This is a genomic window from Candidatus Neomarinimicrobiota bacterium, assembly GCA_021734025.1.
Lineage (GTDB): Bacteria > Fidelibacterota > JAANXI01 > JAANXI01 > JAANXI01 > JAANXI01.
Genome location: JAIPJS010000001.1, coordinates 214,974 through 239,887 on the forward strand (window position 1 = coordinate 214,974; position 24,914 = coordinate 239,887).

Genomic DNA, 24,914 nt, shown 5'->3' on the forward strand with positions numbered 1-24,914 from the left:
AATGTAAGCTTGAATAGAACGGCCCTTGATGAAATTTTCATCGCATCAATCAGTCTGGGTAAAAAATAATAGAGTATAAAATTCACCGCTTTGAATAAGGGTATGTTTAACAATATTGAGGAGGACACGCATACTTAAGAACATATTAGTTTTTACCCCTTTTATTTTGGTGAACGATAATTCTTCCAAGGCAATAATCGACAGAGGAGGAAAGTAATATGCAAAAAACTACCTTAGCAATGATACCAATCGGCCTTTTGCTTTTTTTGACAATGGCCGTTCAAGCCAGTCCGAAAGAGAAGACCCTCTCCGTTGGTAAGGCTGACCAATACCGTGTTTTAACCCCGGCCCAGAGGGACATTTCTGTGCAACAATTCAATCAGGAAAAAAAGGGAAACGGTTTGGAATTTGTACACTTCAAGGCACCACAGAAATCGAATGATCCGGAGCTTCGGAGTTCTAGTTCCGCGTCCACGCTGTGGACGTTAGACCATACCGATGGAGTGGCAGAATACTACCTCGGATCTAGTGGCGCCGCCGGAGACACCTTCGCGATTGTTTTTGCGCCGTCCGCGCCGTGCTCAGTCAAATTTGTCGAAACGTCTTGGTATACAGCCGGGAATTATACCGCGTTTGCTGCAAAATACTCGGAAGAGGCAAAGGCAATTTCTCCCGATGGTGAAGCAGGAACCATCCCCCGCGGCAGTTTTGACGGATCACCTATCGGTGATCTCCTGGCACCCTATACTCCTGGTTCCGTATCTGATTATGGTATGTATCAGCGAATGCCGGATGATATCGGGGGGTTCCAGGTTGGGAGTGAAACCGAGCTTACCGCCGAACCGTTCCTAATTGGCTTTGTCAAAGGTGGTGAACAGCCGCATCCGCTGGCTGATGGCGACCAGGCTCCAATCACTTATACGTGGTTCGGCGGTCCCTGGACAGGCGGACAGTGGGGCAGGTATTCCGATGCTGTCGATATCAACATGGCAGTGTATGTCACCTATCCCTGGGGCGCTCCGATCGCATTTAGCGTGGATCAGCTTCCCAATACATACAACACATCCGGTCCGTTTACTGTGCGGTTCAGATTGCTTGACGATGATGATAACGGGACCGCAATCTCAAGCGATGATAACATTACCCTTTATGCATCGGATAGCATAAGCACCATTAGTGTGCCCTTTTCAGCATTTACCGCGAACGATGTTGAGTCCAACGGTAACGGCTGGTACACTGCGGAAATCACCGGCTTACCCTTTACAGTAGGAGATGAAATCTCTTACTGGCTCGAAGCGACTGATAATCAGGGTTATACATCAGAGAGTAAAGTTCGCTCATTTACTGTGAAACAACCCGAACATCCGAATGCCGATCTACTCGTGATCATGGATGGTGGGGCAGACCGTGCTGCTCCATATCTTCATGCGCTGGATGAAAACGGCCTCGTGTATGATACCTGGAATGCCGATCTGGGCGCTGAAAACGGTATCGATGCATCTGTTATCAATTATGGATGGAATAACATCATTCTTTTTGGCTGGGGTGCCTCTACCATCCCTGCCACAGATGAAGAAGATCCCGGGTATGCCACATTCCTGGATAACAGCGGCAATTTATTTTTTTCCGATATGGATTATTTTTATGCGCATGGTCTCCCAGCAACCGGTACATTTCAGCCAGGCGACTTTGCCTACGATTATTTTAGTCTCGGAGACTACACGAATGATCCGGTAGACGCAAGCAATGATCCAATTGGTGACAGTCTTTTTACCGGTCTTGCTGGTGTGGCTTCCAGTATTAGCGAATATAGCCTCGAGGGGGGATTAGGCATCTGGGATCTCGTGGGTAGCAACTGGAGTGACTATGTGAGTGCCAGTCAGGGTGCAACTGAATTATTTGTTGGACTAAATGACGGTGAAAACTACGGAGTACAAACTACAACAGATGGTGGTGGAACGACGATATACCTGTCCTTCACGGCTGGCGCGGCAGTCGATACAACTGTAGACGGAGAGGTCGTCCCCAAAGATGAGTTTACAGCACTGATGAATGCGGTGTTGGATGAATTCGATTTAGATTCAACCTCAGTAATGCCAATAATCAAACTAACTGTCGATTCCGTTGACACCGCACCAGGGGATGTAGTAAGCGTGCCCATCTATGTTGATTTTCCCACGGATTCCTCCTACCAGTCCGCAGAAGTAAGTTTGACCGGATACCAATCCGGACTGGTATTTTCCGGCATAGACACGAGTAACACACTCCCTGGTGAAGCCGGATGGTCCTTTGTGGCAAACGAGAATGATGGGTTGTTTATTAGCTGGTCAGCAGGCACTGAACCTATAAGTGGAAGTGGAGTGCTGGCTCGCCTGGAATTTAATGTGACTGGCGAATCAGAAACCTTTATTCCTGTTTCGGTAGAATCGGCCGTCTTTGATACAGGTAAGGATTCTGTCGTCACTGAAGACGGAGGAGTTTGGATTAATGCGCCGTTTGCCTACGGCGATGTGGACGGCAATGGGCAGATTCAGGCATACGATGCGTCACTTATCCTGCAGCATCTCGCAGAAATGATCACCCTAACTGGCGAAGATTCCGTTGCGGCTGATCTTACGCTTGATCAGTCCATCTCCAGTCTGGACGCTTCGTTGCTGATGCAATATGGTGTCGGATTGATAGACTCCTTGCCGTATGACACGACGGAAGGCCAATTGCTGGCAAGTGGTGATCTTCAGTTAACGGATCAGAGCATTGAACCTGGGATAACGCTCTCAATTCCTCTGTCGATTAACGATACAGATAATCTCTTTGGTATCAAGGGCGTCTTCGAATACAATCCTGCTCATCTGGAATTTACAGGAGTCGAGTGGTCAGGGTTAGCTGATGGAGCAATATCCCAGGTACAGGAAGAGAACGGAACAATCATTGTTGCGATGGCGAAGGTCGAAGCTCTTGATCAATCCGGAACTCTCGCCCGGCTCCGGTTTCAGGTGCGAGAAGATTTCAATGGCGGTGAGAGTAGTGTCACGCTGTCGAAGCTGCACCTCAACGAAAATCCGGTGCAGACCAATGTTTCGACGGCTACGTTAACTACATCCACCGGTATCGACCGGGCCGGAAATATCCCGGATACCTATACGCTCCGGCAAAATCACCCCAATCCATTTAACCCCACGACAACCATCCGTTACGGCTTACCGGAGGCAGCACAAGTAATGCTGACGGTCTATGATCTCATGGGACGGAAGGTCACCACACTGGCTGATATGGAACAGCAGGCAGGATGGTACACGGTACACTGGGATGGTACCAATGAGGAGGGACAGTCTGTGAGTGCGGGTATGTATTTGTATCGGTTCGAAACACCTGCCTACCAGGCAATGCAGAAGATGATCTATCTGAAATAATACTTCTGTCATTCAGATAAATCAGCATCAGTGAACCAGTAGAAGCCGGTCTCCATTCGCTCTTGTGCCGTGCATGGAGACCGGGATTTACCACAAATGAAATTTTTTCAAGGAATCAATTGCAACGCCATAATCCCTGGTAAAATCCAGGAGTGGAGTCCATTATGAATAGTAAATCACTCGTCAAATACTTCGCAATGGTATTGCTGGCAACTCTCTTTCTTCAGGTTATTTCAGAAGAATTGTTTGCTCAAAAAGCAAGGGTTGTTGGACAAAGTCCTCAAGAAAATCGGCAAACCTTGCAGGACATGGCAGATGAGTTTGAACGCACGGCTACTGCAAAGAAACAGGAAGCGCTTGCGAAAGCGAATCGGAGAGGATGGCCAATTCGCGTTGAGACCAAAGACGGGCGAGTGTTTGAATTACAGAAACTTGCACCGAACGGAATGCCCCTCTACTACACAACGACCAATATCGATGCGGCGGCGACGGTTTCCACAAATACTCTTTGGCCAGGTGGGAGCACCGGATTTGGGCTGACAGGATCGGGAATGGTTCTCGGGGAGTGGGATGGTGGAGCAGTCCGAGCGATGCACCAAGAGCTCACCGGACGGGTCACTCAGGTCGATGGCGCTACTTCGCTGAGTGACCACGCCACCCATGTCGCTGGTACACTCATTGGCAGTGGCGTCATCAACGCAGCAAAGGGTATGGCATACGAAGCCGGGTTGGATGCCTATGACTGGGACAATGATGACGCCGAAATGAGCACTGCTGCCGGTAGTGGGTTACTAATTTCGAACCATTCCTACAGTTTTATCTCCGGCTGGTACTGGAATTATTTCGATGATGACCGGTGGGTCTGGTTTGGGGTTCCCGCCATCAGTGAATCAGAGGATTATAGCTTTGGTCGGTATGATGCCCAGGCGAGTACCTGGGATGCGATCGCATATAATGCCCCGAACTATTTAATTGTGAAGTCCGCAGGCAACGATCGGAATTATGGCCCAACCACTGCCGTAGAACATTGGGCATGGATTAACGACGAGTGGACTTTAACTACAACTCAGCGACCACAAGATGGACCGTTTGATTGTATTTCAGGCGGAGCAGGAAGTGCAAAAAATGGACTTACAGTTGGCGCTATCGAAGATATAACAAGTGGATATGCCCAACCCACAGATGTCGTCATGACCTCCTTTAGTTCCTGGGGGCCGGTGGATGATGGACGGATTAAACCGGATATCGTGGCGAATGGCTATGACCTGTATTCCTCTGTGAGCACGGGCGATGCCGATTATGACAATTATTCCGGAACCTCGATGGCATCTCCTAATACCGCGGGATCCTTGTTATTGCTTCAGGAACATTTTCAAAATACTCACAATGGTGCTACTATGCGGTCTGCCACGTTGAAGGGGCTGGTAATCCAGACAGCGGATGAAGCGGGTACCTCTGACGGACCTGATTACAAATACGGCTGGGGTTTGTTGAACGCCCAGACCGCTGCCGAATTTATCGAGCAGGATGGTACCACTACTCAAATCCTGGAACGAACACTTGCGGACGGCGGAGTTTATTCTGTGGATGTTCCGGTGAATCCCGGAGAGCCATTGGTTGTCACCCTTGCCTGGACCGATCCTGCCGGAACGGAAGCTCCGTTTACCCTGGATCCGACAGACAAGGCTTTGGTAAATGATCTCGATCTCCGAATTGAGAACAGTGCCAATGACACGTATTTCCCGTATATGCTTGATCCGGCGGTTCTGGTAGCCGCTGCAACTACCGGGGACAATATCACGGACAACGTGGAAAAGATTTACATCTCCAATCCGGTTGGAGACACCTATACAATCACAGTTGATCATAAAGGGACATTAACCAACGGTTCCCAGCAGTATTCACTGTTAATTAACCACGGCGGGCAAGCAGTTGCCACGAACATCAAATGGGAAGAGCGATTTAACACCTCGGTACCACCGGCAGGTTGGAATGTGGTAGATGAAGACGGAAGTGGAGCAGCATATACATTTTGGCAATCACTTGATTTCGGAGAAGGGGATATTGTACTTCCGGAAGCCGGACAGAGTTTTTGGTATAGCAATTACACAAACGCAAACAGTATCGGACTTATTGACGAATGGCTCATCAGTCCCCTGATCCCAGAGATCGAAGCGGGAGATAGTCTGTCATTCTGGGCCGGAGCAATCGCCGGGAATTACGATGATTCGCTCCGCGTATTCGTCTCAACAACGGGCAACAACGTGACCGACTTTACCCACGAATTGGATTATTTCAGGGTGGGGGGACCAACTGGAAGTTGGCATGAGTATACCTATGATCTGTCCGACTTTGATGGCAAAGATATTTATGTGGGGGTTAACTATTATATCGAAGGTGGCGGTTCCTCCGGAACAAATTCGGATAACATCTGGGTTGACCATTTCCGCGTAACGACGGACACGACGACCGTAATCCCGCCGTCCTCCGTCATCCAGGTGGCAGTTGACACGGTAACGGCCAATGCCAATGATGCGGTTTCTCTGCCGCTTTCCGTGGTCTTTCCGTCTAATGCTGAATATACCGCAGCCGAGTTTACCTTCACCGGATATCACAACGGACTGCAATTCATCGGCATGGATACAAGTAATACAATGGTCGGCGATGTCGAATGGGAATTAATAGTGAATGAGGATGATATTTCATTAATGAGCTGGGTTGCCGGAGCAGAAGCAGTGAGTGACAGCGGTGTATTTATGCGATTGGAATTTGAGGTCACAGGCGAGATGGATACGTTTGTACCAATAAACATCGAATCGGCGGTGTTCGACACCGGCGAAGATTCAATTGTCAGCACCAATGGAGGAGTCTGGATTGAAGAAACATCGTTTGCGTATGGAGATGTGGACGGCAATGGAGTAATCCAGGCATATGATGCGTCAGTAATCCTGCAGCATGTGGCAGGGATGCTGGCATTGTCTGGAAATGATTCACTGGCAGCCGATCTTACCTTGGACCAATCAATTTCCAGCCTGGACGCCTCGATATTACTCCAGTATGGCGTCGGTATCATCGATTCACTTCCGTGTGACACGACAGCAGGACAACTGCTTGCCGGCGGCGAACTCCAGTTGACAGATCAGGGCATTGAGCCGGGTGCTGTTGTTTCAGTTCCTGTATCTGTGCAGGAAACAAATAACCTGCTGGGTTTCAAGGCAGTCTTCGAGTTTAATCCGGATCATCTGGAATTCACAGAAGTCGAGTGGACTGACGTGGCGAATGGAACCATGCATAAAGTACGGGATGAACATGGCAAAGTGACACTCGCGCTCACGACTACCGAAGCAATTGCAGATGTCGGTGTACTCGCCCATCTCCGGTTCCATGTACAGGAAGATTTCAATGCCGGTGAAAGTACAGTCACTTTAGCCAAACTGCGTCTAAATGAAAACCCGGTGCAGACTGATGTATCAACTGCCACTCTCAGTACACCGACCAGCATCGACCGGGACGGGAATATCCCGGATACCTATACACTCCAGCAAAATCACCCGAATCCGTTTAATCCCACGACTACAATCAGATACGGGTTGCCGGAAGCATCCTACGTTACACTTACCGTCTATGATCTGATGGGACGGCAGGTTGCTGTGTTAGCAAGGGGCCAGCAACAAGCAGGATGGTATACTGTACAGTGGGATGGTCTGGGGCAGGACGGTGTATCGGTGAGTACAGGCGTTTATTTTTATCGAATCGAAACGCTGAATTTTCAGTCAAAACAAAAGATGGTTTTCATGAAATAATGGTTTAAATGGTTTGCATTAACGTTGATTAACAGAAATAATATAGTGTTAAAAACATCTGAAAAATCAATAGCGGGGCAGTTTGTCAGGTTCGCCCCTCCCTTTCTTGTTCAAACTGTCCCGCTCTATTTTTCTACAGCTATTCTGGATTCAAATAGCTTACAATGGTTTGCGTTTTCAGTGTCCTTATTAATGTTTGGGATTTTATTATTAACACAAAGCGGTAATTGGTCCAGAATCCATCTCCCCAAAACTCTAGTTACTATTAGTTGTTTATATATTCTACTTATATTTATTTCTACAATAATAAAAGGGTCTCCGTTATTACTTTTATCAAGTGTTTCGATACCTATACAACTTTTTTTCCTTAGTTTTTTTGTAATGATTTATATAAACATCTACAATTCAGAAGTTTTTATTCGATACACGGCTTGGAGTATTCTTGTAGTTTCCGGAATTATTTCGACAGTCGGAATTTTACAGGCATATAACATCTATATCATTAATTTACCAGAACTTTCGCCGCCTGGGTCGACTCTTATGAGTCGAAACTTTGCAGGCCAATATATTGTTGGTGCATTGCCATGGGGATTTATTCTTTGGAGTAAATTGCAATCGAAGAAAATTAGGTTTCTAATCGCTGGTATTATTTTATTACAATTATCTTATGCAATGATACTTCGTGCGCGTTCAGTGTACGTCACATTATTTTGTATAATATTAGTAACGATGGCTATCTCCATTTATCGCCATGAAGACTTCAACGGTATGAAGTTTTTACAACGACACTCTGTTTTAATAATAGTGATAATTATTTCACTTGGTTTGGGTTTTCTCTCTCCTAAAAACGTCCATTTTTCAAGGCGTAGTTTTCTTAAAACAATTGAAAAAACCTATAAAATATCTTCATCAGATGATCGGGTTCAATTTGCTTTTGCATCTATTCAAATGTTTCTGGATAATCCGGTGCTCGGAATAGGGGGAGGAAGATGGTCCGGTGTGTATCCAAGGTATAATGGTTCTGAGTACACTGATGATACTATTTATTTTACCAAAGCGGTTAATCCCCATAATGATTACCTGGAAATCCTAACTGAACATGGTTCACTTTCATTCCTCATTTATCTTTCATTAATCGTATTCGCTGCGCGCTCACTACTCTCAATCTCCAGGGAGAACGGAGATTATCTGTTTCTCTTTCTCTCTTTCTTGGCATTGGTGCTAATTTCAAATTTCACATTTGTCAAGGAGCGAGCTGCTCCTATGCTAATTATGTTTTCCATTATTGGAATTGCATTTGCCCAGCAACAACCTTCCTGGACTTTCAGTAAAAAGGCAGCAAACCGACTAATGATAATGCTTGTCTTAATCAGTATTAGTGGAGCGTTCTTTAACTTTAATAGATTGCAATCTGAGAAATATTATGTCAGGAGCCTTCAACTAAAGTTCGAAAAAAAATATGCGGAAATGAATGAATCACTAAATAATATAAAACCTGCGGTGTATCCCTTGGATCCCAACGGTATGCCACCAGCCTACTATCACGGTGTGGGATATTATGTTCAGAGTAAATTTCAGGAGGCACTTACACAGTTTCGTATTGCAGAACAAATTGCACCCTGGAATCCACTTATTTTAAATAATATTGCTTCGACCGATTATAGATTGGGCCACGAAAACAAGGCTATAAAATTGTATCAGTTGATGAAAAAAACGTTTCCAAATTACCTAGAACCTCAGCTGAATTTAATAGTGTTATTTCACCAAGGTGGAAAAACGAAAAAAGCTAAAAATTTAATAAGGGAATTGGCACCTCATGTCAATAATAATAAACGTTTCCAGGAACTTCGGGAGGTTTACAATGTATTTTAGAAATCAGGTTATATTTTTACTAATTTTTGGGTTCTTTTCGTCCTGTCTATTTGCCCAATCATTAAAATCAATTCAACCGGATACAAGTACCCAGGGTAGAGTTTTAGATGTTACGATTACAGGTACCCAGACAAATTGGGATTCTCCTTACTCTTATTTGGAAATTTATTCTGAGCAGGGGGGAATAAATCAAAACAATTATTCCATCTTGAATGATACAGTGGTTGTTACTGAATTTCATATATCGCAAACGGCACCGACGGGCGATCATACCATATCGTTGGAATATAATAATGGATCATATTATAAAACCTCTTTAACTAACGGTTTTTTTGTAAATGATTCAATTATACCTGCTATCCTGTCAATATCTCCAAATAATGGTGTTCTGGGTGAAACAGCTCTTGACCTTCATATTTATGGCGAAGAAACCCAATGGAATAATTCCCAGTATGATTCCATCATAGTCGATTTTATTAATGCACCGATCGTCTCTGGCAGTGTACAAATACATTCGAATACTCACATTCAATGCCTGGTTTATATACCTGAAACGGATATAACTGGTACTTATTCAGTTGAAGTGAAAACTTATGATACCGGAGTATTGCAAGAAGAGTTGGTATTGGAGAACGCATTTACCGTGGATTATCCAGTACCAAAAATAGCATATATACAACCACAGGACGGTAAACAGGGGGAAACGCTTGACGTTACTATAACTGGTGAGGCAACATATTGGGCTAATTCACCATACGGTTATATCCAGGTGATGGCTGAAAATACTAACAAGATATCAACTTCAGAAAATACACTTGTTAATGATACAACTCTTATATCAACATGGTCGATTGCAAATAATGCCCCCGTCGGCCAATATACAGTGGTGGTAGATTATTATAATTCATCTCAGGGAAGAAATTATACAATAAGAAAGGAAAATGAGTTTACAGTTCTTGATTCATTAATCCCAACAATTATGGGTGTCAATCCAGATGTCATTATGCAGGGAGCATTCGATACTAATATTTCAATTATTGGAGAAGAAACCTATTGGTCCTCGGTTGACGACTCAAGTGTCTCGGTCGATTTGGAGAATAGTAATATACAGATCTCAGATGTTTCCGTTAAATCCGCAAACGAATTAAGTGCGAAGGTATCAATTGGATATGATGTAGAACCAGGAATGTATAAACTAATTGTTGAGAAATTTGCAGGGAACAGCCGTATAGATTTGTTGACACTGGAAAACGCTCTTTATGTCGAAGCTGCCCCTCCACAACTGTTAAGTATTACCCCTGGATTCGGAGAACCCGGTGACAACATACCTGTTACTATAAACGGATTAAATACAGATTGGCAAACTTCTCCCTATGGTTATGGTATTGATATAACTTTTTCGGACGGCGGGATAAATTCCGATAATACTTCAATAGAGAATTCGACAAAGATAAACTCAACATTCAATATCAGTAATTCCGCTCAACTTGGCACCAGAGATGTTACAGTGCATTATTGGAATGATGGGGATGGAACTGATGAGTCGTACTCTTTAGGTAACGGCTTTCTGGTTGGCACCCCGACTATATCTTTTAAAATAGATAGTGTCACAGCAAATCCGTCTGATACAGTATCGGTACCAATTTATTTGGATGCGCCCTACCAAACTTCAATCAAAGCGCTTGAAATGTACATGACCCAGAATTCGCCAGCATTGAAATTTTTAGGTATAGATACAATGGAGACTCTTGTGGGTGAATTTGGGTGGATGATTGAATGGAATACAGCAGATAGTCTGGTGTTACATTGGGCAGCGGGAGCAGATCCAATCACCCATAATGGATTATTAACGCGCTTAAAATTCAAGGTCAATAGTGAAATGGGAACATTTGTTCCGATAAAAATGGATTCAATCATCGTTAACGATGGTGGCAATGAAATCAATATTACAAACGGTGGAATTGATATTGAATCCTCATTCGTTTATGGCGATGTGGACGGAAATGAACAAGTTACTAAATATGATGCTTTTGTGGTTTTGGGCCATGTTATTAAGCTGGATACATTGTCTGCAAATGATAGTCTGGCAGCAGATATAACACGAGATCACACAATTTCGGCATTGGATGGTGCATTAATACTCCAGTATTGGATGGGGCAAATCGACGCTTTGCCGTATGATACCTCTAATGGAAATTTAAAGGCGCAGAGTGAGATACAGCTATCTGATGTGGAAATGAAAGCCGGTGAGTTAGTCAATATTCCATTAATATTGACTAATACGAATTCATTGATATCCATTGAAGGAATTTTCAAATATGATCCATCGCACCTTGAATTCAATAAAATTATATGGAATAACTTGCCGGACGAAACTTTGGCGCGATATCGAGATAATTCTGGGCATTTGGAGTTCGGTGTAGCTCAACCCGGTTACTTGCCAGCGAGTAAAACTCTCGGAAATATCCAATTTAGGGCTTCTGACGAAATAGATGTCTGGGAGGCTGAGGTGACATTAAGTAAAGTAAGATTAAACGAAAATTCTGTCTTAACAGATGTCGCTGTTGCCAGGTTAACCAGGACTACTGGAATTACTGAGAACCAAATCCCGGATAAATATATCTTAGAGCAAAATCATCCTAATCCATTTAATCCAAGTACCACGATTAAATTTGGTCTTCCTGAAAACGCACATATAACATTAACGATATATGATATTGCAGGAAGGGAGGTGGCTAAACTAATTGAGTCTGAAAGGGGAGCCGGATGGCACTCTATTAACTGGACTGGAGAGAATGAATTTGGTGAACCTGTTAGTACGGGCGTGTATTTTTATAGATTAGAAACTGAGAAATTCCATGCAATAAAAAAGATCATTTTTATCAAGTGATCATACATCAGACACATATTGCTTCGGAATAAGTCTGGAGAAGCCTCACCTATCAGGCACGAGAAATTTATATAAAATATTTATAACTCCAAGAATACTCACATATAATAATATTACTTGCTAATCCTTTTAAAATAGGCTAAAATAGAACTGCCATCGTAGTCTATAATTTTTTTAAGTTTTCGCGGGGCACTTACAATTTTAAGTTTGAACTGAATAAATTTGTTAATCGTGCTATAACTTTTTAGTTAAAGTATTGTAGAATGAAAAATTTGTATATTGCCTTATTCTGCTTCATGTTAATCCCGTATTCCGTTTTCTCATTGACCGATGATAATATATCGGAAAAAGGGAAACTGAAACTCGCCCCTAGCTCCTGGTCAATGAGTGGGAAAGTAGAGCATGTTATTGAAGAGGATTTGTTCGGAAAAAGTTCAGAAAAATGGCAAGTAGATAAGGGATGGTTGTTAGATGAGGTAGACAGGAAGAATATAGCTAAATTTGGTAATGGGAAGCAGTATCAGAATAATAGCAGTAGTTCGTTGGTCACGCCCGAATTTCGTTTACCCATAACCCAAGAATCTAATTCCCAATTAAAGTTGATATTTGAAGAATGGTTTGCAATTGAATCACTCCATGATTTTGGTCGTGTATTGATTTCTACAGAAAATGAAAATAACTGGAAAGAATTACATGCCTCAACGGGAAAAAGTGATTGGAGAACTACCGCTATCGATATCACTGCCTATGAAGGTCAATCTGTTCGCTTTAAATTTCAGTTCTCTTCCGATGAAAGTATTGTTTTTGGAGGATGGAAAATCAGGACTTCGAGAATCAGTATTATCTCTAAAAAGCATCCAACAAATCATGGAACTGATAATTCAGGTTTAGAAGCTGCTCTTGTGAACCTTAACCACCAAAATTTTCCTTTTATTTATTCAAATGTTCGGGTACTTCGTAATGGGGAAGCGTTAACAGAATTAACTAAGAGTAATTTCCAGGTGTTCGAAAATGATAATTTACAGACGGATTATTTCGAAGTCACGCCTCCTGAGACGGGGGGTGGTTCCCGAGTGGCTGATATTGTTTTTCTTATGGACAATAGCGGGAGTATGAGTGATGAACAGAACGATGTCAGGAATAATGTGATCGATTTTGTTAATTCACTCAGCAATTCTGGAGTAGACTTTACATTGGGATTATGTCGCTATGGGCAGAGTGACGGGGATGGCATGCCAATTATTGAAGATGATGGCCAGTTGACCGATGATACAGAATATTTTAAGAATGAAATATGGAATAGGAATGTGACTGCGGGTGGTAATGAGCCGGGATATTATGCAATTACCCAATCTGCGGCAGGTTTTAACTTTCGTCCAGGGTCCCAAAAAATCTTAATCGAAATTACAGATGAAACCCCTGATCAAGGCGGGGCAACGCTTGAGGAGGCTCAGACTATTTGTGTGAACAATTCCATTACACTATTTGCCCTGACAAGTACGGATTTATTCCCAAAATTTGAACCAATTACAAATGCTACGAATGGCGCCCATTATGACATATACTCAGAATTTACTGATATATTAAACTACATTTCTGAGGAAGTCTCAAGTAACTATCTTATTAGGTATCAATCAAGTAACCCCGCAAAAGATGGCACCCAGCGAGATGTTCGGATTGAGACAAACTATATGGGAGAACAGGCAATAGTGCAAGGAACGTATTTCCCCGGAGCTATTCCAAAGATATCTAGAACATATCAAACGCGGCAGTTACATACAAAACCGTGGGCCGAGGAAACGGAGTTCACAATACAGGTAGAGATTCAGGACAATGTTGAACCGTTTGTAAATAACGCAATCATATATTATAAAAACACGAGTAGTAATACATATACATCCCAATCGATGAATAATACATCAGGTATTTTATGGGAAGGAAGTATCCCGCCGGCTGTGGTATCCCCCCCGGGACTGGATTACTATATCACAGCCAGTGACGGAGAAAATACTGCTTCAGATCCGTCAGTTAATCCGCGCAGTAAACCGTACCAGATTGCGATCTTGCCTAATGAAGCACCTGCAATTGAACATACTCCGGTAACCGAATTAAATCCCGGCGTACGAATTGTCGTAAGCGCTTCTATTCGGGACAGGACAAATGAACTTATAAGTACGCAATTGTATTATCGGAAAATCGGACAGCTCCTCTATACCGAAGTTGAGATGACCAATGTATATGGAAACAATTATGAAGGAACAATCCCTTCTGAAGTTGTGACGAAAGATGGCGTTGAATACTACATTGAAGCTAAGGATGATTTTGGAATTAGTGGTAATAGTGGGACAAAGGATGAACCGCATATAATAAAAGCGGAATCCGAATTAATTCCATATATAGATAAAAAATATAGCATAATTGAAGATATTAAAAATATTGAGCGTCCTTTTTATAGATATTCCCATCCATTTTATAATGATATTGAGAATAAGGCAAAGACCCATTTAGATAACATTTCAGAGAAAATAGAGAAAGATACCTACCATGAAAGTGAAATAGAGGCGATAGCCAGGTTATACCTTACTGAGGACCTTTCTGAACAGGCAATTAGAGATGTATTAGATATAAGTGAATATGGAGCTAAGTCATTAAGATCTATTGCAGTAACAACATTATTAAGTGGTGCGTTTAGAAAAATTGCCGATAAAGTAAAACATATTAAGTTGGTTGGTAATAAGGCTGCAAATGTAAGTAACAATATTTCACAAAAGATGTTGCGAGTAGCCAACAAACTATTTGATAGATTTGTTAATTTAGTAGGGACAATGGAAGAACCAAAAATAATTTATGATGCCATGGGATCAGCCACTCAAAGATTACTTGAAACAGGTGACAATGCGGTAGATAAAAAGTTTGATGTGAGTGTGTTTGATAAGGCTGACGATTTCATTCAAGAATTTCTTTTTCTTGAGCCATATGAATTTTTTACTGATGAAAATCAGGAAATAGCCGTTCAAAAAACCATGGAAGAAAATTTCGGGTATGGCCATTTTTATACTGTGGAACAAGACATGGCCCGTCATGAAAATGTTATGATTTCTGAAAATAATCAAATGAAGGACGCGGCCAATTTTTTAAATACTATTAATGAATATTCTGAATGGGCTGTTTTAATAGGTACTGGGATTGTTTTAACCGTTGCGGGAATTTTAGCCGCAATCCCTTCTGCTGGGGCCTCTTTAATCGTTTCGATTGGAAGTTTTGCTGCTGTAGCAGTAAAGATAAGTTTTTTAGTAAGTCAATTCTCAGCAGGCACTGAAGCCGCAACTTCTTTGGCCTACACATATTTAGCTGTACCGAACTTTGTTAACGAATCAGTTGATATTGCTTTTGGAGACGATGACAATTTTACAAAACCCACAATTGAAAATCAGCAGATAGTAACAGTTTCAACTGATAGATATAGAACATTACATAAGACTTTGACACCATTTAAAAGTTACAACTCAGTTAATTTGGGTTCGAATATGTTTCTTAAAGAATACAATTTTTATAGTAATATAAGAGCGGAAATGGACAATGGGGATTATTCGTTTCTGGAGGATCCCGAATTGATTTCGTCTCATTACGATAGTAGTGCTATTTATGAGGATAGAGTTGGGACAATATTTAGATCAATTGCCGATACTGCAAGTCAACTAGATTCATCATACATCAATAAATTAAATTCCTTTAATAACTTCGTGGCAGCAAGGAATAGTGCCTCTTGTGCAATGGATATTTACTCCCTTTTGTGGGAAAGCGGGATAAAAAATGATTCATTAAAGAGTGAAATAAAAGATTTCACAAATACCTATATAGAATTTTTATCTAAAATACAAAATTATCAGAATTCTATCGACAGTATTGCAACTCAAAATAACCTACCAATCCCCCCAGCAATTTTTATTAAAGACGTTGGGTTACAAAAGTTTACAAGTACAGGGACTTTTGTCCTTACAGTTGATATCGAGAATGTTAGTCCAAATCCGGCTGTTGGTCAAATTGATGTTGTATTAGATTCCGATTTTTCGACAAGTGAGGATACAATCAAAACGATTTCAATAGGGTCAAATGCAGTTAAAATAGTTCGTTTCCCGATGTCGATTAATACTGCTACTAGGATAAGTGGGTATATTTATACGCGGGATCATTTAGTAGAGGGAGAAATTAATCAAAATTTAAATAGCCATTCAGGTGGACGTTTTTTCAACCTGCAATCGAATAAAGCACAAAATGCTTCCCCCAATACCGGATTCAAGCTAGATGACGAAAACACCTACTTCTATCCGAACCCATTCAATCCGGAATATACCTCCGGGACAATCCGCTATAGCCTAAGTAGCTCAGGGGCAATAACAATTAACATCTATGATGCATCCAATAGACTGGTAAAAACACTAATTGAGAATCAGCCCAAACCCGCTAATACTGAATTGTCAGAAACGTGGGATGGTCGAAATGAAAATGGAGACCCCGTTGCAAATGGCGTGTACTTCTATGTAATTGAATCCAACCGTGGTGAGCGGGCCGTGGGTAAGATTGCAATATTGAAATAACAATTTAGCGCAACCTTAAACCAATAGAATTGAAATGATGAAGCAAGTCCGATTGATAATACCACTTCTATTACTTTTTCCGATGTTTTTACTTGGACAATCGGATATTAGTGGGAAGGGGGGAGCATTTCTCCGATTACCTGTTGGGGTCCGGGCGGATGGAATGGGCAACGCCTTTACCGGTGTCGCAGATGATGCGAGTTCAATGTACTACAACCCTGCAGGACTTTCGCAAATTCAGGGAACCGTGTTTGGCGGGATGTATTCGTATATGATGTTTGACCGACAACATTATTATGGCTCGCTAGTATATGGTTCAAAACGATTCGGTACCATCGGAGTAATGGGGCAAGGATTTGCGGTAACAGGTATTGAGCAACGGAATATGCTGGGTTACAAAACCGGCACTTTCAATGATTATGAAAATGCATTCTCCCTTGGATATGCATTACGGGTATTTCCGGCTATTGGGATAGGAGGAAGTGTAAAATATATTAACCACGTTCTATCTCATTATTCAGCCCATGGGTATGCCTTTGATGCTGGAATTCATACAACCATACCAATTCATTTCCTCACTATCGAGAGGATACGAATAGGTATTGCAGCTAAAAACCTGGCGGGCATCATAAGATGGAATACGGGATCTGGGAATATGGATCATATTCCAATGACAGGCCACATAGGAGCTGCCATCGATATGCGGTTGGGGTTCCTTAAGATAATTTATGCAGGGGACATGATGCTGAATTCTACTCATCAAATTCAGGTGGAAAATATCCAGTTCAGCGGAGGAACAGAACTGTGGTTATATGACGTTCTCGGCATTAGAGGAGGTATTAAAAACATCGAGATTAATACTATTGGGATAAATAGTATTAATTTTGGTTGTTCTTTGCGGGTTAGCCCTTTGGTGGTTGAATATGCCTATAATACTGATGTGTTAAGTATTACTGGAATGCATAAGTTCGGATTTCAATTCCGTTTTTAGTAAACAAAAAAAGAAAAGTAACCGGAGGATATCATGAGAGCACTCCAGATGTTAACTGTGACGATTTTTAGTATTTTGATTATTGGGTGTATTGAGGAGGCGACCTCACCCGAACCACCAAATCGTTATATCCAAGGCATCGTAACAGATGCTAATACGAATGAACGAATAGACACTGTCCAAGTGTCCTGGATGGAGGATGGAAGCAGGCAGTTTGTCTACACAGATGATTTAGGTTATTTTTCAACCACGAATTTGGACCCAGGAGAATATAGCCTTACATTTCAAGGCCCAAACGGATATTCACTGACAAAAGTAAATGTTGAAGTACCGTCATTAAAAGATGAATTAAGTAGCTTGAATGTACCAGTTGGTCAGGATTTGTCTGAAGATCTCAGTATTACTCAGAATGTCAATCTATATCAAAGTAATGCGGGATTGAGTGGGCATGTTTTTATTAATAGGGACAAGAACTCGGTTATACCAGCACAGTCCGGGGAAGTAGTCTTGGATTATGGCGGCTATGATATTTCACCGAAATTATATACAACTTCCATCGGTGATAGCGGTATTTTTAACTTCCAAAATATTCCGGCGACAGAGGATGTAGTTGTAAGAATATTACCAATTGAATTTGAAGGGAAATTATTCGCTGGACAAGCAAATCAAATTTCTCTAATTCCGGGGAATACAGTAAACTCCGGAAACGTCGTACTGAATATAGCACAAGATACGCCTATAATTATACGAAATAATGTGAATAACAATACGAAGTTTGGAATTAATGAGGATATAAAATTAACGTACTCAAAATCAATAGATATTGAAACTGTAAATATATCATTACAGCGAAATCAATCCGGCGCAAATCCGGTAGCGATCCAATCAACTTGGGAGGATAGCATAAAAGTATCGATTCATCCCAATGTTTCCTTAAGAAAGGATTCAGAATATATTTTAAGGATACGCGGGAATTCTTCTGACGGAAATTACTTCGAAAATACTTTGAGATTCATCACTGAAAAAGGGCTCGAAATACTTAGCACCAACCTCATGGCTACAGATGGGATAGTTGATGAATTTCCAGTTGACGGTATCATTCAATTTGAATTCTCTTCAGCGGTTAATATTGATAATGATAGAGGCTATATTGATCTTTTTCAGAATAATCAATTGGTCCAAGTTAAAACTACGTTAACCGATAATGATAAAACACTGAATATTGAACCCTCAGAGCCTTTAGAACCAAGTACCGTATATACACTTGATTTCAAAGTGTATTCTGATTCTACGGATTCATTCGTTCGGGATGAAGATGTGTTTAGCCCTCTGAATTTTCAAACAGTATCGTATAATGTGCCGTTTGTTACTAATAGTAACTTCACTAATGAAGATCAAAAGGTAGAAGTGCAATCGGATATCTGGATGCAATTTTCAGAGCCTCTAAATCCGGATACGACATTGGAAATTTCTCTCTCCCGACAGCCAGACTTCTCAACCAAAACGCTTATGAGTTATGAATTCGGAAGTCAAAATCAAGTCTTGACGATTACACCAAAGGTTCAATTACAGATAGAAACGGAATACTACCTGAGCATTAATGCTTATTCAAGTACCAGAGGTATTAAATATTCAGATACGCTTAGTTTTGAAACAGAGGATGGAATCGAAATCATAGGGACGAATTTGGAGCGGTTGGATGGCGTATTTGACCAATTTCCAATTGATGAGGAAATCCAAATTGAATTCTCAAAACCTATTAACATTTCAAATTCGGATGGTTATGTAATTCTTGAAGATCAAGATAACCTTGAGGTATTCACCTCAATATCAACCTCTGATGATTCCATCTTGTTTATAACACCAAATAATACTCTTGAACCCGGCCAGATATATTCACTGAATTTCAGGGTATATTCGACAATTGAAGAAGATAATGTTAATCAAAACTTTTCATTTACTACAGAGATAAGTCAATCTGTACCCAGTATCGTACGGGACTTTGAACTTAATATGGATGATTTCACAGCGGATTCCGTCGACTGGGATACCCAGAACCTCACTTTCGGCTGGGAAACCATGGATGATGTAGAGGAATATCTTATTTATGCCAGCGATACAAAAGAGAATACAGACTTGGTGAAAATAAGAACTGTTCAAGCAAACACATTCCTCCCAACCCAGAGTACTACAATTTCAATCCCTCAGCAATTTGATGTGGTCAAAGACCAACCAGGGATAACCCCATTTGTTGCTGGTAATACTATAAGCTTCTATATAGTTGCTTCAAATACTGCAGGCAAAGGGGAACTATCCTCGGCAATCGAACTTTCTGACCAAATGCCACCAGAAGGAAGTGCAAACCAGACAGGAAGTGCAGATAATAGCGGACAAACCGAATCAAAAACGATTTTCATTAGCTTCACTGCCAGCGAATATTTAGACCCTGCAGAGAGCCCAGGTGCTCATTTCAATATTGTTGAAGCCGGTGGAGATAGTAATTATAAAATTCCTAGCTCAAATGTTTCATTTGAGTGGAACAGTAATTATACCGGAGGGGAATTTACTATTGAAATACCTGCAGGAGAAAATGGATCCGGAGATATATTCTCTATCCAGAATCTTGATGATTCTAGCGAGAATACCATGTTAGAGTCGATCGATATAACTTTGTTTTAACACCTAAAAAGTTATGATAATTCCTCTAAACATTGCAGGATGTCTCCTTACCAATTTCTCGGGACATCCTGTGTGGTTTATAGTAGCCGGGATGACGACGGCTATTGGCATCTGATGGAGAAGTATTTTGTAAATCATCCCGATATTACCATTTCCCATGGGATCTGTCCGGAATGTCGATGGAAGCACTACTAATTGATGATCGATATGTAGTATGTCTTGTATTCCAAGAGATTATTGAAACATACTCGTGTAAGCATTTTTGGGTACACCAACACCGCATCCGTTGATTCGAGTGGGGCTTTTTTCCCGTCCAATTGCCAATCCAAACACAGGAGGAATCCTATGAAGAACGGGAACTTGTAAAATGAGATAACCCAAACCATCGTCACCATGCTGAAGGTTGGTACCAAATAGTTGGCACTAGTACGATTCACTACATATGACATCAAATGTGGTGAAAATTTGATAATTCTACGAAGGGAGTAAATCGTGTGGTGAAGAGTGTTTTCAGTTAATAGGTAACGGGGTCTTCATCTTCCTGTAAATCATTGATAACTAAATGTTCATATTTTAGAGTAGTACTAATTTGTTTGTGTCCTAATATTTTCCGTAACTTTTCAATAGAGCCACCATTCCTGAGGTAATTGGTTGCGAAGGTATGGCGCAGGTCATGGAATTTATATCGGTCTTTCTCATCATGATGCTCCACCGCAACTTTTTTAATACTTCGACCCAACCTCTTTTTTTCCTCTTCAGTGGGTATGAAAAGTTCATCTTGGCTTATCATCTCCCCGGTTGTCCTCTTAATCTCTGATGAGGTCACTTCATATTTGTCTTTACTCCAGATAGAACGAACTATACCCTTAAACGCCTGTGACACTAGTGAATTATCATTGACTTGGTAAAATAAAAAAGGATCATTTTTTCCATTGTTCCAGGCTGTAATTCTCGGATCTGATGTGGGTGTATATTCCAAGATTCTGGTAAATAAGGTCTTTAGTGAAGGAAAAAGGGGGACAGAACGCCTTTTGTCGAATTTTCCTACCACAGACACATAGTTATCGTCCCAGTGAATATCATCTTCCTTGATATGCGTAATTTCACTTGACCTGAAACCGCCATAGGCGGCAGCAGCAATATAATCACCAATCCAAGTCCCCTGCGAATTATCTAGCAGCAGTCGGATATCCTTTCTTGGGATTTCGAGTATACTTTGCTGAGGAATGGGAGGAGGGGATACTTTGGAGGCCGGATTAAGATAAAGCAGATCACTTTCGATAGCCCAATTTAATGCTCGTTTTAAATGGGTCAATCTCTGGCGGAGAGTATATGGTGATAAATCCCTGGAGTGTAATGTCTCAAGATATTGTTCAATATCCTGAGAGGAGATGTGTTTTATAAGGGTGGTTGGCCCAACATTTTTGATAAACTCCTCGAGCGCTAATCTATCTAATTTGACCGTCTCACTGTTTTTCCCTTTTTCCCGATGCTGAAGATACTTCTCCATAAATTCATAACAGGGAAGGGAGGGAAGTTCTTTTCTCCCGGTTTTACTCACCTGGGTCGCATCATATTCCCATTTGGTTAAGATTTCTTTGGCCAGCTGTTTATTGGATGTGCCCGTCGACCGATTTACCCATTGTCCGTTTGCATTTTTGAATCGGGCATACCATTTATCCGAATTTGCACGTTGGAATAATCCCATATCCACCTCACAAATGACTCATGTCAAATTGACATAATAATATAGGAGTTTATGTAACGAATATGTAACGAATATTTTGTCATTTGGACGTAATTTGTGCGTAAGGTGCGTTTTTGGGAAGTGGTGAAAAACGGATAAAAATTTCCAACGGTAAAAATAAAACCCCTCTCTAACAGGGGTTACAGAGGGGTTCTGATGGGTGCCGGAGGAGGGACTCGAACCCACACGGTGAAAAATCACCAACGGATTTTAAGTCCGTTGCGTCTGCCAATTCCGCCACTCCGGCAATATCTGGTCAAACATTATATGGGAATGTTAGAGAGGCGACGGTCGGATTCGAACCGACGAATCGCGGTTTTGCAGACCGCTCCCTTAAGCCACTTGGGTACGTCGCCGTGTTTCTCAAAAAGCATATGAAGTTAACAATTTCCGGCAGCGAAACGCAACTATAATTCAGTGCTAATTACGACGCATTTGCATAGGGAAATGACATAAAAAAAACCCTCCGGCGTAACCGGAGGGTTTATGTGAGCGAGAGACCGGACTCGAACCGGCGACAATCACGTTGGCAACGTGAGGCTCTACCAACTGAGCTACTCTCGCACTCCGTCCTCAAAAAGCGTGGAAAATATAGGATGCATATGCCCTCCATGCAAGGGGAAAAACGGCCACTTTACATTCCGGTTATTGATTCCGGACCGTTTGGGAATATTGGTTAAATTCCTGAACTTCTTTCAGCCATTTTTCATCGTCAGGAACGTCCGGATTGAGGGACTGAACCTGCACTGCGATATAGTTTGAAACCTCTTTGATTTCATTCTGTAGTTCACCCTGCTGTTCCTGCATATTCTGAATAAATGCCAGTGTCTGCTTTTTGTCTCCAAACGCTTCTTCCAGCGATTGATCACCGGCCTGATCCCTGTAACTCCGGAGCCGGTGTTTGATAAAATCCAAACGCTGTTTCTTCCGGGAAATGTCTACGAACGGTTCCTTCGGATCTTCCTGATGGAACGTAACAAGCTGGATGTATTTGCCTTGCTTCCCTGTGGACATGTAAAAACCCCCGGAAGTCTTTTGGGCATTTCGGGAGAACCGGCTGGTATGGGACCTGATAATGAGATCATAGCCCAAATCAGCATTCTGGAGTTTATTGGCATCTACGTTGAACACACTCGCCAGGAGAATAAGATAATCCGTTTTGTCAGCTAGCTCCGACTGATATTGCTTTGCCGCTTCTACAACGTCGGCATAGGTGAAGTCATCTACATGCTCGTTGCCCGTGGTAACTCCAACAATGCCGATTTTTTGTCCGCCCCGGGAAATCACGGTGTACGGATCAAACAGCAGTTCGCCATCAGAGTCCATCACCGTGCCAGACAGAAACGGAAACTCTGCATTGGCTTCTCGGGCTTTAATAAAATCGGCGCCAAGCGCAAGATCGTTAATCCCGACGTTAAACGCATCATATTGGAAATCATTGTACGCCTTAATAAACAGATCTGCCTTACGATCGGCGACAGCCCGGGCGTTACTGGCCGGCCGGGGGACTTTAAAGAATAAATCTCCCGCGTCAACCGTGACCAAATCCGGACTCGTCTCGCGAATTTTTTCTAAAAAGGTGGACTTTCTGGCGACCCCGCCAGCTGGATTAGTTGGTCACCCGCACGGTTCGAGTTCACCGTAGACGCCGCCGCTTATCGCCAATGTAAGTGTCTGCTGGGCAGACTGGGAAGAGAGGGAACAGGAAATGAAAAATACAGCCGCTCCAACCAGGAAAATAGCTAATTTCTTTTGTGTTAATTGCATCGTATTCTTTGGGCTCCACTTTAAGTTCAGTTGGACCGTAAAATATCCATTGTAATTTCTGTCCGCAACTGCCAATTTATACCGTAACTCTCGACGGGTATGAAACTTTCGACCCGACAGTGCGTCTAAGTAGGCGTAAGGAGGCGGACATGAAAAATTTTACACAGTATTCAATCATATTAATCGGCGTTGGGTTCTTAGTCAGCTGTGGCTCAATGCATCCCCCAACCACGAATCCGTATTATCCGGGTTATCATGCCAGGGATGCCCAGGAGGTCGAAGAGGAGTACCAGGACTGGGAAGAAGAGCAGGCAATGCTGGAAGAACGGGCCCAAATTCAGGACTCATTACGCAACGAATACCGGGAACAGTACCGCGAATCCATACTGTCCGGCGGAATGAATTTTAATCAGTATAACTTCTATGGGAATCGGTATCCTTTCTATTCCCATAATCCGTATTATTATCGCTCCAACAGATGGCACCATCCATATTACAGAAGGAATTACCGTACCAGCTTTTATTTCAGTTACTCAAATCAACCCGTGTTCGTAGATTCCTGGTGGGCAGATGACTACCTCTGGGATCAGTACTATGGGGGATGGAATCGGTACAATTATAACTACTATTCACCATGGTATTACTCCAGCGGTTATTATTACGATCCGTGGTACGACTACGGGTACGGGCATTGGTATCCTGACTATTATTACGTGGTTGACGGCGAGCAACAGCCTGATAGCCCACGCCCGGTAAACCGGGATCGGTTTTCCCGTAGTGTTTCCAGTAATGGCTCCAATGCGAGCATCGGGAGTAGTCCATCAGGTCGCGCAATCGGGCCGAGGCCTGAATCGCGGGGCAGAAAGTTGACGCCAGCAGTCATCGACCGGGATCGTCTGCGCCAGCGGACACTACCACAAAGTCTGCAGCGACCAGTGACCCGGGGGCGCGCTGAACCCAGATCCTCTGACGATAATACCACAAACCGGAGAGTACGATCCCGGACATATTCGCCGCCGGCGTCCAGCAGTTCGTCAGGCAGTAGCGGATCCTCCTCGAAATCCGCCCGGAGATCATCGAGCAGCAGTAAATCGTCAGATTCCGGTAGTTCGAGCGATAGTGACAACCAGCGACCTAAAAACCGCCGACGGTAAGCG

At 42.4% G+C, this 24,914-nt stretch carries 11 protein-coding genes and 3 tRNA genes; 8 read left to right on the plus strand and 6 right to left on the minus strand.

The window, feature by feature from the left end:
• The first annotated feature begins 218 nt into the window (after positions 1-218).
• The 7 genes from K9N57_00840 to K9N57_00870 all read left to right on the plus strand — a co-directional run bounded on the left by K9N57_00840 (position 219) and on the right by K9N57_00870 (position 20,243).
• A complete protein-coding gene (locus K9N57_00840) occupies positions 219-3,410 on the plus strand; it encodes a T9SS type A sorting domain-containing protein (protein ID MCF7802717.1) in 3,192 nt (1,063 codons plus the stop codon).
• A gap of 164 nt (positions 3,411-3,574) precedes the next feature.
• Positions 3,575-7,213 (plus strand): S8 family serine peptidase, encoded by a 3,639-nt coding sequence (locus K9N57_00845; GenBank protein ID MCF7802718.1) that lies wholly within the window; start codon positions 3,575-3,577, stop codon positions 7,211-7,213.
• A 540-nt stretch (positions 7,214-7,753) separates the two neighbouring features.
• A complete protein-coding gene (locus K9N57_00850) occupies positions 7,754-9,085 on the plus strand; it encodes an O-antigen ligase family protein (protein ID MCF7802719.1) in 1,332 nt (443 codons plus the stop codon).
• Positions 9,075-11,975, plus strand: a complete 2,901-nt coding sequence (locus tag K9N57_00855) for a T9SS type A sorting domain-containing protein (protein MCF7802720.1) — start codon at positions 9,075-9,077, stop codon at positions 11,973-11,975. The genes K9N57_00850 and K9N57_00855 overlap by 11 nt, the downstream gene beginning before the upstream one ends.
• A 263-nt stretch (positions 11,976-12,238) precedes the next feature.
• Positions 12,239-16,573 carry a VWA domain-containing protein gene (locus K9N57_00860; GenBank protein ID MCF7802721.1) on the plus strand — a complete coding sequence of 1,445 codons (4,335 nt, stop codon included), beginning with the start codon at positions 12,239-12,241 and terminating at the stop codon, positions 16,571-16,573.
• Between the two features lie 163 nt (positions 16,574-16,736).
• Positions 16,737-17,564: a PorV/PorQ family protein gene (locus tag K9N57_00865; protein ID MCF7802722.1), complete on the plus strand. Its 828-nt coding sequence runs from the start codon at positions 16,737-16,739 to the stop codon at positions 17,562-17,564.
• Between the two features lie 33 nt (positions 17,565-17,597).
• Positions 17,598-20,243 (plus strand): Ig-like domain-containing protein, encoded by a 2,646-nt coding sequence (locus tag K9N57_00870; protein MCF7802723.1) that lies wholly within the window; start codon positions 17,598-17,600, stop codon positions 20,241-20,243.
• Positions 20,244-20,757: 514 nt separating this feature from the next.
• Here the strand turns inward: K9N57_00870 and K9N57_00875 are convergent.
• The 6 genes from K9N57_00875 to K9N57_00900 all read right to left on the minus strand — a co-directional run bounded on the left by K9N57_00875 (position 20,758) and on the right by K9N57_00900 (position 23,757).
• Positions 20,758-21,951, minus strand: coding sequence for a tyrosine-type recombinase/integrase (locus tag K9N57_00875; protein ID MCF7802724.1), 1,194 nt, complete (start codon positions 21,949-21,951; stop codon positions 20,758-20,760).
• A gap of 200 nt (positions 21,952-22,151) precedes the next feature.
• Positions 22,152-22,237 (minus strand) — tRNA-Leu (locus K9N57_00880).
• 35 nt (positions 22,238-22,272) lie between these two features.
• A tRNA-Cys gene (locus K9N57_00885) sits at positions 22,273-22,346 on the minus strand.
• 135 nt (positions 22,347-22,481) lie between these two features.
• Positions 22,482-22,554: transfer RNA gene (locus K9N57_00890), tRNA-Gly, on the minus strand.
• An 81-nt stretch (positions 22,555-22,635) separates the two neighbouring features.
• Positions 22,636-23,535, minus strand: coding sequence for a hypothetical protein (locus K9N57_00895; protein ID MCF7802725.1), 900 nt, complete (start codon positions 23,533-23,535; stop codon positions 22,636-22,638).
• 72 nt (positions 23,536-23,607) lie between these two features.
• Entirely contained in the window at positions 23,608-23,757 is a 150-nt protein-coding gene (locus tag K9N57_00900) for a hypothetical protein (protein ID MCF7802726.1), read from the minus strand.
• A 149-nt stretch (positions 23,758-23,906) separates the two neighbouring features.
• Between K9N57_00900 and K9N57_00905 the strand changes: the two genes are divergently transcribed.
• Positions 23,907-24,911: a hypothetical protein gene (locus K9N57_00905; GenBank protein ID MCF7802727.1), complete on the plus strand. Its 1,005-nt coding sequence runs from the start codon at positions 23,907-23,909 to the stop codon at positions 24,909-24,911.
• The last annotated feature ends 3 nt before the right edge of the window (positions 24,912-24,914 follow it).

What these genes read in the sequence shown, in the direction of transcription:
- K9N57_00840 (MCF7802717.1), top strand. Translation starts at nt 219, where the DNA reads ATGCAAAAAACTACCTTAGCAATGATACCAATCGGCCTTTTGCTTTTT.
- K9N57_00855 (MCF7802720.1), top strand. Translation starts at nt 9,075, where the DNA reads ATGTATTTTAGAAATCAGGTTATATTTTTACTAATTTTTGGGTTCTTT.
- K9N57_00905 (MCF7802727.1), top strand. Translation starts at nt 23,907, where the DNA reads ATGAAAAATTTTACACAGTATTCAATCATATTAATCGGCGTTGGGTTC.
- K9N57_00845 (MCF7802718.1), top strand. Translation starts at nt 3,575, where the DNA reads ATGAATAGTAAATCACTCGTCAAATACTTCGCAATGGTATTGCTGGCA.
- K9N57_00860 (MCF7802721.1), top strand. Translation starts at nt 12,239, where the DNA reads ATGAAAAATTTGTATATTGCCTTATTCTGCTTCATGTTAATCCCGTAT.
- K9N57_00900 (MCF7802726.1), bottom strand. Translation starts at nt 23,757, where the DNA reads ATGCAATTAACACAAAAGAAATTAGCTATTTTCCTGGTTGGAGCGGCT.
- K9N57_00875 (MCF7802724.1), bottom strand. Translation starts at nt 21,951, where the DNA reads ATGGGATTATTCCAACGTGCAAATTCGGATAAATGGTATGCCCGATTC.
- K9N57_00850 (MCF7802719.1), top strand. Translation starts at nt 7,754, where the DNA reads ATGAGTCGAAACTTTGCAGGCCAATATATTGTTGGTGCATTGCCATGG.
- K9N57_00865 (MCF7802722.1), top strand. Translation starts at nt 16,737, where the DNA reads ATGGGCAACGCCTTTACCGGTGTCGCAGATGATGCGAGTTCAATGTAC.
- K9N57_00870 (MCF7802723.1), top strand. Translation starts at nt 17,598, where the DNA reads ATGAGAGCACTCCAGATGTTAACTGTGACGATTTTTAGTATTTTGATT.